At 44.6% G+C, this 12,916-nt stretch carries 9 protein-coding genes and 1 tRNA gene; 8 read left to right on the forward strand and 2 right to left on the reverse strand.

Features of this window, described 5'->3' with window-relative positions:
• Nucleotides 1-199 precede the first annotated feature (199 nt).
• The 5 genes from BUQ78_RS08590 to BUQ78_RS08610 are packed head-to-tail and all read left to right on the forward strand — an operon-like array spanning nt 200 to nt 6,955.
• A complete protein-coding gene (locus tag BUQ78_RS08590) occupies nt 200-673 on the forward strand; it encodes a (2Fe-2S)-binding protein (RefSeq protein ID WP_074199925.1) in 474 nt (157 codons plus the stop codon).
• Nucleotides 664-1,530 carry an FAD binding domain-containing protein gene (locus BUQ78_RS08595; protein ID WP_084532315.1) on the forward strand — a complete coding sequence of 289 codons (867 nt, stop codon included), beginning with the start codon at nt 664-666 and terminating at the stop codon, nt 1,528-1,530. The genes BUQ78_RS08590 and BUQ78_RS08595 overlap by 10 nt, the downstream gene beginning before the upstream one ends.
• Entirely contained in the window at nt 1,518-3,809 is a 2,292-nt protein-coding gene (locus tag BUQ78_RS08600) for a xanthine dehydrogenase family protein molybdopterin-binding subunit (RefSeq protein WP_318259593.1), read from the forward strand. The genes BUQ78_RS08595 and BUQ78_RS08600 overlap by 13 nt, the downstream gene beginning before the upstream one ends.
• A gap of 26 nt (nt 3,810-3,835) precedes the next feature.
• Nucleotides 3,836-5,233, forward strand: a complete 1,398-nt coding sequence (locus tag BUQ78_RS08605) for a YfcC family protein (protein WP_074199927.1) — start codon at nt 3,836-3,838, stop codon at nt 5,231-5,233.
• A gap of 45 nt (nt 5,234-5,278) precedes the next feature.
• The gene (locus tag BUQ78_RS08610) at nt 5,279-6,955 is read left to right on the forward strand and encodes an HAL/PAL/TAL family ammonia-lyase (protein ID WP_014807263.1); all 1,677 of its coding nucleotides are present in this window, start codon (nt 5,279-5,281) and stop codon (nt 6,953-6,955) included.
• Here the strand turns inward: BUQ78_RS08610 and BUQ78_RS08615 are convergent.
• Complete coding sequence (locus tag BUQ78_RS08615; protein WP_074199928.1) at nt 6,940-9,966, reverse strand: ATP-binding protein; 3,027 nt, start codon at nt 9,964-9,966, stop codon at nt 6,940-6,942. The two genes, BUQ78_RS08610 and BUQ78_RS08615, sit on opposite strands and share 16 nt — an antisense overlap.
• Nucleotides 9,967-10,222: 256 nt before the next feature.
• Nucleotides 10,223-10,741 carry a DUF4113 domain-containing protein gene (locus BUQ78_RS08625; RefSeq protein WP_074199929.1) on the reverse strand — a complete coding sequence of 173 codons (519 nt, stop codon included), beginning with the start codon at nt 10,739-10,741 and terminating at the stop codon, nt 10,223-10,225.
• 170 nt (nt 10,742-10,911) lie between these two features.
• Here BUQ78_RS08625 and BUQ78_RS08630 point away from each other — a divergent pair, with 170 nt between their 5' ends.
• The 3 genes from BUQ78_RS08630 to BUQ78_RS08640 all read left to right on the forward strand — a co-directional run bounded on the left by BUQ78_RS08630 (nt 10,912) and on the right by BUQ78_RS08640 (nt 12,894).
• Nucleotides 10,912-12,216: an acetamidase/formamidase family protein gene (locus BUQ78_RS08630; protein ID WP_014807258.1), complete on the forward strand. Its 1,305-nt coding sequence runs from the start codon at nt 10,912-10,914 to the stop codon at nt 12,214-12,216.
• Nucleotides 12,217-12,338: 122 nt separating this feature from the next.
• Complete coding sequence (tadA, locus tag BUQ78_RS08635; RefSeq protein WP_084532393.1) at nt 12,339-12,848, forward strand: tRNA adenosine(34) deaminase TadA; 510 nt, start codon at nt 12,339-12,341, stop codon at nt 12,846-12,848.
• Nucleotides 12,802-12,894 (forward strand) — tRNA-Ser (locus BUQ78_RS08640). The genes tadA and BUQ78_RS08640 overlap by 47 nt, the downstream gene beginning before the upstream one ends.
• The last annotated feature ends 22 nt before the right edge of the window (nt 12,895-12,916 follow it).

Below are 12,916 nucleotides of genomic sequence, written 5' to 3' on the forward strand. Positions count from 1 at the left end.
AAATGTAAATATTGATTTAAATTATCCTATGCCGTATTTGGTTGTCAATCGCTTGTTAGTGTCGGGTATCAAATTTGGGCAACATATCATGGCATTGGGGATCTTTAAATATCCTAGGGAATATTTTTGACGTTTCATAGACGGCAACATGTCATATTAACAGACAATTCGAACGCAGTTTTTTGAAGGAGAGCTTGAAATGGAGATAAAGATGATTTTAAACGGCAGGGACGAGTTTTTTGACGTGGATCCGAGCATAAGGTTGATAGATTTTTTAAGGTCGAGAGGGCTTACAAGCGTTAAGGAGGGTTGCGGCGAGGGCGAATGTGGTGCTTGTACCGTTTTGTTGGACGGCAAAGCCGTCACCGCCTGTACTCTATTTGCCTTTCAAGCACATGGACATGAGATAACAACGCTAGAAGGATTGCAAAAAGATGGAGAATTAGATGTGATTCAAAGAGCTTTTATCGAAAACGATGCAGTCCAATGTGGCTTTTGTACTCCAGGCATGATTATGGCAGTCAAAGCCTTGCTTAAAGAAAATCCAAATCCTACCGCTGAAGATATATACATTGCAATAGAGGGAAACTTGTGCCGATGCACTGGCTATCTCCCGATAGTGAAAGCGGTGTTGCAAATCGTTAGAGAGGGTGCAGGTAAAGAATGTCTTTAGATATCATGAATTTGATGCCAAAAGATAAGAAAGAGCTCATAGAGTGTTTGTCGCAAATGAACGAGGATACCCGTTTTGTTGCCGGTGGAACGGATGTACTACCTTCCCTTGAAGGAGGGTTAAAAAAATTTACGTATATCGATATAACGCATGTTAGTGACATGGATGCAATTAAGGTGACCGAAGATAAAGTGATTGTAGGAGCTACAGCCACTTTCTCTGACATCGCAAGAAATCAATTTATTAGAACATATGCGCAAGCCCTATCAATGGCCGCATCTCAAATAGGTTCCGTACAAATTCGAAATAGAGCGACCATAGGAGGAAATGTAGCTAACGCTTCGCCTGCAGCTGACTCCTTGCCTGCGTTGGCCTTGCTGAATTCTGAGGTTGAAATCTTGGGCCCAAATGGCCAATCCAAAATGATTTCTGTCTTGGATGTTATAGAAGACGTGGGAGTTAGTGCGTTAAGGCCTTATGAAGTGATATGGGCTTTTCATATCCCTATACGACCGCATGTGCGTTCGGCATTTGTGAAGATTGGAAGCAGGAAGCGCGTAACCATATCACGTCTTAATTTAGCAATTTCTGCCAAGTTTAGCGGGGAAGGTTTAAGCGACGTTAATGTCTGCCTTGGCACTTTGGGGCCCCGTCCGCTGCTGATCGCCAATATAGATCGCGACTTCAAGGGCATAAGCACCAAAGACTTTCCAATTGATTTTTTTCTGAACCTCTTGACTAATGTAGTAGATCTGGCCATACCAAACAGACCATCCAGGGCATACAAAAGAACGGCCGTAAGAGGTCTGGGCATTGACGTTTTAGATGTCCTGTTTGGACGGAGGTGTATGCTTTGAGTGCTCAAGGGAAGACGATTAGGGAAGTCCAAAAAGATGCTTATAGAAAAGAGGCCTATAGATACGTAGGGCAAAATGTCACCCGGTTGGATGCCAAAGAAAAGATAACCGCAGCGATAAAGTATATCGATGACATTGACATGAGAGGGATGCTCCACATTAAGCTGCTTCTTTCTCCTTATGCAAATGCAATTGTAAAGTCAATCGATTCAACAGAAGCAGAATCCATGCCAGGCGTCGTTAAAGTGTATAGCTGGGTTAATACCCCTAAAATACGTTACAATAGTGCGATTTTTTATCCTGGCCAAACGGACTTGGAAGACGAAACGCTCTTTTCGGAACATATGCGATATGTGGGCGACAGAGTAGCTGCCGTAGTGGCTGAATCTAAAGAAGCTGCCGAGGAGGGGATGAACAGGCTTAAAGTGGAGTACGATAAGCTTATTCCCCTCCTAGATCCGGTCAAAGCTTTGGACCAACAACATGAGGAGCGTCGGGAAGTCAATCTCTCCTGCGGTGACATTGAGAAGATAAAAGGCGATACGACTGATCTGGTTGTCGTAGAAGATGAAGTACGTACACAGAAGATTCATCATGCAGCCCTCGAGCCTCACGCCTGCATCGCTTATATGGAACCTGGGGACATCGTGACGGTGCTGTCGCCATGCCAACTTATTTTTGGAGTCAGATATATCGTGTCTAAGGTTTTAGATCATCCCCTTAGCAAGGTTCGGGTTATCAAGTGGGCAATGGGTGGGACTTTTGGAGGTAAACAGGAAGTGATCCTTGAACCATTATGCGCCTATATAGCTAAAGATTTGGGTCGCCCTGTTAAATTATCGTTAAATCGCAGCGAGACCATAGTGGCAACACGGACCCGTGCGGCAACTGTGGGCAAGGTCAAGACAATAGTATCAAAAGCTGGCAGATTCATCGGTCGTGAAGTCGATATAGTCACAGATGCAGGAGCTTATATGACAGGTGCACATCGCGTTACTACGGCCATGGGTAAAAAACTCTTTAGACTTTATCGTATACCTCATCAATCATATAAGGGAACGACAGTGCGGACGAATACGACCCCTTCAGGTGCCTGCCGAGGTTATGGCTCCCCTCAAATACATACTATCACCGAAATAAACGTGGATCATATCGCAAGAGAGTTAAAGCTAGATCCCGTCAAGCTAAGGTTGAGAAACCTTGTAGTTCCTTTTGACGATGATCCTTCTGGAGGCCCTAACTTGGGAAATGCCAGGATCATCGAATGCGTTAATCGTGGTGCAGAAGCCTTTTGTTGGAAAGAAAGGTTTTCGTTCGTTCCCCAAGGAGGTAGGTTTAGGCGTGGCGTTGGCATGGCCTGTTCCACTCACAGTAACGGATACGCGGGGTCCATATATCCGGATTTCACGGCCATGAATATGAGATTGACAGAAGATGGTGCTGTTTTGGTCAATGCCGGACTTCATGAATTAGGCAACGGTACTTTGACGGTCATCGCCCAGATTGTAGCTGAAGTCCTTGATGTAAATATTAAGAAAGTCGTGGTTAGCGAAGGGGACACCACGCATTCTCCATATGATGTAGGATGCGTAGCAAGCAGGGTCACCTATGTATGCGGAAATTGTGCGAAAAAGCTTGCCGAGGAAATCAGAGAAAAGTTTCGCGCACTGGCTTCTATCGTTTTAAGGGTGCCTTTAAATGAGATAACGTTTTATGATGGCAATATCATAGTGAAGTCAAATAAAGATAGGGCTTTTTCTTACGGGGAAGTTATATCTGAGATCGGAAGGACCTTACAGGAAGAGGTGGGGGGATACCTATCGTATAAGTCGGTGGCAAATCCTGGGTCTTACGCTGCGCACTTTACTGAAGTTGAGGTCGATACGCTGACGGGATCTGTTGCGGTCATTGACTATCTGGCTGTTCATGACGTGGGTAAGGCAATTAATCCCAAATTGGTCGAGGGGCAAATCTACGGTGGGGTTCAAATGGGCATAGGAATGGCTTTATTTGAGGAGCTTACGTATGATTCGCAAGGTAACCCTCGAAATGCATCCTTCAGTCGTTATACCATGGTCAATGCTCCGGAAATGCCCAACGTCAAGGTCATGCTTGTTGAAGACGAAGAACCATCCGGGCCGTTTGGGGCCAAAAGCGTTGGAGAGATAGCGACCGTTCCTGTAGCATCTGCGGTTGTCAATGCAGTAAATTGGGCTCTTGGGACTCATTTAGCACAGCTGCCACTGACTCCTGCCAGTATCATTTCATCTATTAAATAATCCATACGTGAAAGGAGAAAAGAGAGATGAGAAAAAAGATGATGTTTAAGGCATTCCCTCATGCTTATGTCTTGCTTTTTGGGATCATTGTATTGATGGCAATAATGACATGGATAATACCGGCAGGGGAATATGCTCGCGTTCAGGTCGGTGGGCGGACTATAGTGGACCCATCCAGCTTTCATTATATACAGCGTTCGCCCGTAGGCTTTTTTAAAATGTTCGTAGCGATTCCGAAGGGCATAAATTCGGCTTCGTCTTTGTTGTTCATGATAATGATAATAGGTGCTTCCATTCAGCTTTTCGATAGCACCGGAGCCATTAGAGCTGCAGTATTTAAGCTATTGGACATAATAGGTCAACAAAGAAAGTCTTGGGTAATAGTGGTAATCATGTTGTTTTTTGGTTGCCTTGGGGCTTTTCCCGGCATGCTTGAAGCTGCTATCCCCTTTGCGCCGCTTTGTATAGGTATCGCTTTGGCGTTAGGTTACGATGTATTGGTAGGAATATCTGTTCCGGTAATTTCCATCGTCGTAGGATGGACCGCGGGGCCAACTAACCCATGGACCGTGGGCATCGGTCAAAATTTAGGCGAGCTTCCGCTTTTTTCGGGGCTTGGTTATCGGCTCGTGGTTTTTGTAGCGTTGATGATGCTAGCGATCAGGTTTGTACTAGCATATGGCGAACGGGTACAGAGGGATCCAACTTTAAGCATCGCCGATGGCCTGGATATGTCTCATCTGAGAGACCTACAAAATATGAATGTCGAAGCCTTTACGACCAGGCACGGGCTTATTTTACTGACCTTCGCCGCGACAATTTTCGTCGTAGTCTATGGAGCCATAAGATGGAACTTCGGGTTTTTCGAGATGTCGGCGGTGTACATCATAGGTTCTATTATTGGTGGCATAATAGCAGGTTATGACGGCAATGAGATCGCCGAGAAGCTGATAGGGGGAGGCCAATCCATATTTGTTGGTGCCATTGCTGTGGGCCTTGCGAGGGGTATCAGCGTAGTTATGGAGGAAGGCAAAATCATAGATACTATAGTCATGGGACTTGCACGTGTGATGGATTTCCTTCCCTCGTGGTTGTGTGCGATCGGAATGTTTGTAATGCAGACCTTCATCAACTTTTTCATTCCTTCCGGCAGCGGTCAGGCTTTGGCAACTTTGCCGATAGCGTTGCCAGTGGCAGATATAATAAACCTCAATAGACAGATTGCAATTTTAGCATTCCAATTTGGAGATGGGTTATCAAATCTTTGCTATCCGACCGTTGGCGTTTTAATTGCCTATCTCATTTACACAAAGGTTCCTTTTAATCGGTGGCTTAGGTTCATCATGCCTTTTATGTGGAGCTCCTGGTTATTGGCAATTATCCTATTGTTGATTGCAACTTGGATGGACTACGGGCCTTTTTAGGCTTAAAGCAAATTAATCTTAATATAGGGAAAAGGAGTGAGGACGATGCGAGGAAAGAGTTTGGTTAGGATAGCTTTTTTGTCGTCAATCGTAGTGATGCTTTTTGCGTTGCCATCGATGGCGGCCACGACAAAAGTTGTCCTGGATGGACACAGTTTGACAATCGACGAAGTTCTTAGCGTTTCAAAGGGAGAAGTTGAGGTCGCAATATCACCGGAAGCGATGAAGCAGGTTGAGGCCGGCTTTGCTGTGGTGATGGAGGCAGCTTTACAGGGAAAACCCGTTTATGGCCTAACCACTGGAGTGGGGTGGAACAAGGATAAGTCAGTTTTCGAAGAAAGGGACGGCAAGAAGGTATTGTCAGAGGAGCTCTTGGCGCGCTCAAGGGAATTTAACATTCTTTCGTTGCGCGCTCATGGTGGCGGTGTTGGACCTGACCTTCCCGCAGATGTCGTTCGGGCAGCCATGTTAATACGCCTAAATACTTTTCTGACAGGAATCCCGGGAGTGCAACCTGCCGTTGTTAACCAGTATCGGGACTTTCTGAACAAAAAGATCACGCCTGTTGTGCCTTCAAGGGGCTCCGTCGGAGAAGCTGATATTACCATTGCATCTCATATAGGCCTTGCGATGATAGGGGAGTGGCAGGTTGATTATAGAGGGAAACGTATGGCGGCTGCTGACGCCTTGAAGGAAGCTGGTCTTTCTCCGATCAAGCCGGTGGGCAAAGATTTTCTGTCCATGCTTAGTACTAATGCGGTAGCAGCAGGACAAGCAGTATTGGCTGTTGAAGAAGCCAAAAATTATGCCAATAAAGCTATAGTGGTATTTGGTTTAACTTTGGAAGGACTTAACGGTAATATAGCCCCTTTTCTAAAGGCCACGACGGAGATTCGCCCTTTTCCGGGAATGCTTAAAGCTTCTAAAATGATTCGCGATACTTTAGAAGGAAGTTATTTGTGGCAACCGGCAGAAGGAAGACCACTTCAGGACCCTTTGTCGTTTAGGACAATGGGTTATGCCCTCGGGAATGTCTTGGATGCAATTGAAGAAGCGGAAAAAGCCCTCATTATTCAAATAAACAGCAGCGACGATAACCCAGCTGTTATTGCAGGAGTAACTGAAGTTGAACGACCGGACAGCGAGTACATCACTAACTATTTGGTGAAAGGCGAGCAAAAAGGGGCGATCTATCCTACCGCCAATTTCGATATGCTGCCCGTAGTTGCGAGAATTGAGCAATTATCTCATTCGTTAGCCCGCATGTCTCAGAACATAGTCATGCAGACTATAAGGTTTGAAAATCCAAATATTACAGGGTTAAGCAGATTTTTGGCTTCAGAGGAGAATACGTTGGGCCATGCCTTTGGAGCCATCCAGAAGCCTTTGGGAGAGTTGTATGCAGAAAACAGGCAATTGGCAATGCCCGTTTCCATGGATGGCTTTGCCCTTGCGGGCAACATAGAAGATACATTTGCAAACAGCTTATTGGCCATTCGCAACCTGGAAAAGATAACTGATAATATGTACTACATCTCCTCGATTCAGATGCTACATACCGCCCAAGCAGTTGACCTTCGCGGTAAGGTTCAATTGGCCAAAAAGACAAAGGCGTTGTACGATGCATATCGCAAGGTAGTTCCCTTCGTATCGTTTGACAGAATATATACTGCTGACTTTACTAAGGGATATGAATTCTTGAAATCTTATACTGTTAAATAACGCGAAATATCTTCATGGGACAAAAGGCTTGTCAACAACTTGCAAGCCTTTTGTCTCTCGTGTTCTATATGAAGGCCTTCGAGGATACAAACTGCTTCTTTAGCATATTCTACGGCACTTTCAGGAAGCTCATCGATCCATAAATGTTTGAATTCATCGCGATTATCCATAATATTCCGCATTATTCCCTTAGTATATAACAACATACCTATCCAGTATTTTTTATTTAATGTTGCACAGATATGATTTGCCTTGCGAAGGTTATCGATAGCCCTTCCTGGTTCGCCTTCTGTGGCCCAATATAAAGCTAAGAGGGTGTGCGATATCGCGGCCCCTCTTCCGCCATTATGTTGTTCGTTTAGCTGTATCGATTTATTGAGATGATAAAGCATAAGCGAATGGTCTTTTAAATCGAAGGCAACATGGCCGGCATTTGCGTGAAACAAGCTTAAGCCATGATATAGACCTTGTTTATTACATAAGGATATACAATATTCATAGAGACTTAGCGCTTCTTCGAATCGACCTTCCCAGTGCCTTACATCGCCAAGGTAGTTTAGAGCTGCTATAATGCTTAAGCTGTTTCTGGGCCTAGTAGTGTTCAGTCTTTCGAAAGTTTTTATCGATGCCTTAAATAATCTCTCTGCCCTTTTCAGATCTCCAGTTAACAGATATCCTAGCCCAAGAAATCTCAGTGAGACTCCTATATAAGAATCTAAAAAGTTTGACTGAGCAGCCTTAAGCATGTCCAGTGCATATTTTTTAAGCATTTGTCCATTCTCAGTTTGTATGCCGAAATAGCAAAGGCCAAGGAGGCAATCCAATTCCAATTTAGTTTCTCCTCTATTTTTGGCCCAGTACAAGGTATCGTAGATTTTCTTTAATCCTTCCCTGTATTTTCCATACCATATAAGATAGCTGCCATCCAGCCAGTAATATGTCCTTTCTAGAACTTCAAGTTCATGGCTTTCCCCAATAGTACAGTGAATTTCATAAAGTAAATCTCGAACATCCTTTCCATACGTAGCCATAGACTCCATTTCGGAGAAGGGAACCCTAGCTGATTTTAGCGTTTCGTCACTCAGCATTGGAAACAGTTCATGGTTAAAGCTTAAGTGCAATTTGAGCAAATTTAACCTAGCTTTAAGTTCCTCTATCAATAAATTAGCTTGATGTAAATGGTAAATTGAATTTAAACCTTCTTTCCATTTTATGTTTGACCAATCGCCCATGTCTTCTCGAGTTAAATATGCCAATCTTTCGTGAAGGGATCGCTTGTGTTCTCGTTCAATAAAGTTGTATATAATACTTTTGATCTCTGAGTGCGAAAAGGCATAATGTCGATCGCCGTCCTCTATTTTTTCGATGATAAAACCTTTATTCATCAGAGAGTTGATTGCCTCGGCGAGTTCCTGTTCATCTGCATTATTTAGGATTGATTTGAGTAATTTATAACTGGCATCAACATTGAAGACGGATATGACCTTGAGAAGTTCGCCCTCGAGCTTGGGAAGTAAAACAAAGTGCTCTTTTACTATATCTTGCAGTTTTTGAGAAAACAAATTTAGATTTTTGCCTTCTGCAATTAAACTTGCGATCTCCTTTAAAAATAACGGAGTTCCTTTTGTGTAATTGTAAATTACCTCAAGTTGTTCTGGTGACACCTTGTAGGAGGGGAGCAAAAATCTGCAAAAATTCTCTGTGCCCTCTTTTGTAAATGGATAAATTTTTATGTGCATATAATCTAGGCTATCTCTTCGATAAGCGCTTTTAAGCAATGCGTCGATATGGTGAGCATCATCGTTACGAGATTCGATTATTATCCTAATATAGGCGGGTAAACGATTTAAAAAACAGCGAAATACCTCTATGGAAGCAGAATCGAAATCGTGCAAATTTTCCATGTACAGAACTACCTTGTTGTCCCTTTTCCTCTTTTGCTCTATGCTTTTCGCGAGCATATCGGATAGCGTGCCGGGTGTATGAAGGCCAACTAGAGAAAGGTTTGATGTTGATAATCTGGATAGTAGCTCATGCCACGGACCCAAAGGATATTGGGAGCCATTGATCTCGATCGCTTTGCATGATAGCAACAAGTCACCCGCTTCTAAATATGTATCTAAAAAGTGGCGTATTAGATGGCTCTTGCCGACTCCGGGCACTCCGGTTATTAAGATGCATTTAGGAATTCGCGATGGATCTGATATCTTGCAGAAGGCGTGTAACCGGGCAAGCTCGTCCTCCCTTCCGAAAATTGAACCATACAAAGACAAAGGCCTCGTATTGTTTAGGCGATCGACCATATTCTTTTGATGCATCAGACATATTTCATCATATAGTGATTCTGTCGATACATCGGGACTGACTCCTAAAATTTCGATAACTTTTGATTTGAATATTTGGTATGTTTGCAAAGCTTTCGTAATTTGTCCCAGGGAAACGTATATATTCATGGTCGACTTAATGACTTCCTCATCAAATTCGTCAAGCTTTAAAATTAGCTTGGCCATCTCGAGGGCGGTGTCGTATGATTTGCTTTTGCAACACAATGCGAGGCGAGATTTGAGATTTTCGATACAAAAGCTCTTAATTTGCGTCCTTTTGGCAAAAACCCATTCCTCGAATTCGGGACATTTGGATATGTAAAAGCCGTCCAAAAATTCGTCTGCGATGCCTTCAAGCGAGTGTCTATGAATTTTGTTCAAGTCATGCAACATATCTATGTCAAGTGATAGGGGCGCAGAATCGTTGATACGGATCCACTGATTGTCCTGTATTATTAAGTCTGGTGACAATGTTTTATGGAGGACATAGAGAGCATTTCTCAAATTTTTTAGCGCATAAACCTGATCCAAATCGCCCCAGAAGATTCCGGCCAATTTTTCTCTAGACACTACTTTTTCGACGATTAGGTAATAGAAAAGACCTTCTGCTTTTCGAAATGGAAACTGGATAATATGTTCATCGCAAAACACCTGAGGCGATCCCAAAAGTTTAACTCGTAAATGCATATATTTGCTCAACTCCTAGTTAGAGCTTGCTTATCATTATAGCATTACGAAGTTTCATATGCCCATACAAAAGAGACAACTTGCCAAGCATAAAGCTTTAACGGAGCTTCTAAATGAGCGCATGCGTTACGTTGTTTATCATTTTTGGTCATTTAGCTTTGTGGATTACCCACTAAATCCAAGGAGTGAGCCTTTTCTGCTGCGGGCGTCGGAAAACCTGTGGTGGTGTTGAAACGACCCATTTTCGACACCTCGACTAGACCTTTATAGTAGGTAGTTCATCCCAATATGATGTGTAACGAGGCGAACGCATGGATGCACTGGTGACCCATTTTTGGCTTTCTGGTTTGCCTCCAGCGGCAAGCCAAACTAAGGGCTTATTGGCTTCGAGGTTGATTTTATCAATTTCTCGCATTAATATATCTAATTTCTTGGATTGTTTTATGTCGCAGAATAACCCCTTTTGCAGTTCTTTACATGAGGAGATTTCAGAAAGCAGGACGCCAACCCTTTTATATTTCTTTCCTTCAATGTATGCTAGCCTTAGCCCCTCTAATGCGGCCCTTACAATAGAGGGGGAATCGTTTTTAGGAGTTGCAAGGCAAACCCTTTTGCTGCCCCAGTAGCAATCTGGAACGTGAAAGCTCGTGGATATGTAGGTTGTAACAACATTAGCCAGCGACCTCTGTGTCCTCGCTGCGATATTATATATGCCTTCGTCAGCCTGCTTTGCAATCTTGATGGCAATCGGGAACGAGTGGACCGTTAAGTACATCTACACCAGGGCTGTCATAGGAAAGCCGAAGAAGGAATTTTGATATCTCATTTCCAATGAAAGGCCCTCAAATAATTAGCCATACCTAAAATTTTTCTTGTCCATTCCGATGTGGGATGTTAAAATCATTTTAAAAGATCTTAATATTGCGACCATGGAGGTGGGGTTAAATGGCGCAAACAATAATCAATGCAAAAGAAATGGTCTGGGTGTTGGATCCAAATCAGCCCTTCGCAGGGCCGGTCAGGGATGGAGGAATTATAGTCGCAAGGGTTAGTCCCGGATGTTGGGGAGCTATGATAACTCCCGATTACCCGAGCGGACATGAAGTCACGAAACCCATAGCAGTAGAAGGAGCAGACGTTGGGGATTCCATAATGATAAGGGTCAGGAAGATCAACGTCCTTTCGCTTGCCACGACGTCGGGTACCGATGTGCCTCAGGAAGGGCATTTCGTGGGCGATCCCTTTGTTGCCAAAAAATGTCCCTCTTGCGGCACGATAAATCCCGAGACATACGTCGAAGGCGTTGGCGAAGATGCCATACGTTGCAAGAAATGCGGAGCTCCCGTACATCCGTTCCTTTATGGCAACACTTATACAATACTCATGGATGACGAAAGGAAAGTTGGAGTGACAGTCCCACCGCAGGTCGCGAGGGAAATAGCCTGTGATGCAGCTCATTTTAGCGCACTGCCGCCTGAGTCTAAACAATACTCGGCCAACTTAATGGCAAGGGGAGACCTTCCTGGTCTTATAGCTCCTCTGCGCCCAATGGTTGGAAACCTTGGAACTTGTCCTGCCGTAGCGATGCCATCTTCTCATAACGCAGGTGATTTTGGAAGCTTTCTCGTGGGTGCGCCCCATGAATATGGCCTTACCGAAGAACAGCTGCGACTTCGCACCGATGGGCACATGGACATAAACGAAGTCGTAGAAGGTTCCGTCGTAATTGCTCCTGTAAAGGTCAAAGGTGGTGGAGTATACGTCGGTGATGTCCACGCCATGATGGGAGATGGGGAGATAGCCGGGCATACCACCGATGTAACAGCTGAGGTGATACTGGAGGTAAAAGTATTAAAGGGCCTTTCTCTGGACGGTCCTATCGTCTTGCCCAGGGCTTGCGATCTTCCGGCTATAGTTGCAAGGCGAAGCGAAGAAATATTGAATAGGGCAAGGCGAATTGCAAGCCTTTATGGTTTCGAGGTGGAGGACGAAGCTCTTCCAATACAAATGGTAGGGAGCGGTAAAAACCTTAACGAGGCTTGTGACAATGGCCTAAAGAGATTATCTGAGTTGACGGGGTTATCGCTGGATGAGGTCAAAAACAGGTGCACGATCACCGGACAGGTGGAAATTGGAAGGCTTCCGGGGGTCGTCCACGTTTCCATGCTCGTTCCTCGAAAGATACTCGAAAAAGTTGGCCTGTGGAATGTCGTAGCTTCACAATATGACTACGCATGTCAAAGGGCTTGAGATTAATATCCACAGCCAATACGTTTAGCGCTGACGATCTTTGTTGACGTTTTTGTGAGCTCGTGGTATCTTTCTAGAGCGTCGGTCATTGCCGGCACTATGCGGGGAGCAGTGATACATAGGTGCAGGATCGCAGTGTAGATGAGAGCTTTATGAGGATTGCCCTCCAGGAGGCAAATAAGGCCTTCGACGAAGGGGAAATCCCAGTGGGTGCCGTGATAGTGCTTAACGATACGGTAATTGCTAGTGCCCATAATACCAAGGAGCGTAATGGCGATCCAACTGCTCATGCTGAAATTAACGTGATCAGGGCTGCATCTTTGAAGCTGTCCAAGGAAGAGTTTGCTCGATGCACATTATACGTAACGCTTGAACCCTGCGTAATGTGTGCCGGCGCTGTCCTGCAGGCCAGGTTTGAAAGGATCGTTTTTGGTACCCTAGATCCTAGGGCAGGTGCATGTTGGTCTCTTTATAGAATACCAGAGGATAAAAGGCTTCCCTGGCGCTGCAAGATACAAGGCGGAGTGCTTGCTGTAGAATGCAAGAAGATCTTGGATGACTTTTTTCGGTTGCTACGTGGCGGATGGAGAGGTGGCCGAGCGGTCGAAGGCGGTCGACTCGAAATCGACTAGGCGGTGATGAGCCGTCTCGTGGGTTCAAATCCCACCCTCTCCGCCAAATGATATAAATTATGCTACAA

Source organism: Acetomicrobium flavidum (genome assembly GCF_900129645.1).
Lineage (GTDB): Bacteria > Synergistota > Synergistia > Synergistales > Acetomicrobiaceae > Acetomicrobium > Acetomicrobium flavidum.

What these genes read in the sequence shown, in the direction of transcription:
- BUQ78_RS08590 (WP_074199925.1), top strand. Translation starts at nt 200, where the DNA reads ATGGAGATAAAGATGATTTTAAACGGCAGGGACGAGTTTTTTGACGTG.
- BUQ78_RS08595 (WP_084532315.1), top strand. Translation starts at nt 664, where the DNA reads ATGTCTTTAGATATCATGAATTTGATGCCAAAAGATAAGAAAGAGCTC.
- BUQ78_RS08605 (WP_074199927.1), top strand. Translation starts at nt 3,836, where the DNA reads ATGAGAAAAAAGATGATGTTTAAGGCATTCCCTCATGCTTATGTCTTG.
- BUQ78_RS08610 (WP_014807263.1), top strand. Translation starts at nt 5,279, where the DNA reads ATGCGAGGAAAGAGTTTGGTTAGGATAGCTTTTTTGTCGTCAATCGTA.
- BUQ78_RS08615 (WP_074199928.1), bottom strand. Translation starts at nt 9,966, where the DNA reads ATGCATTTACGAGTTAAACTTTTGGGATCGCCTCAGGTGTTTTGCGAT.
- BUQ78_RS08625 (WP_074199929.1), bottom strand. Translation starts at nt 10,741, where the DNA reads ATGTACTTAACGGTCCACTCGTTCCCGATTGCCATCAAGATTGCAAAG.
- BUQ78_RS08630 (WP_014807258.1), top strand. Translation starts at nt 10,912, where the DNA reads ATGGCGCAAACAATAATCAATGCAAAAGAAATGGTCTGGGTGTTGGAT.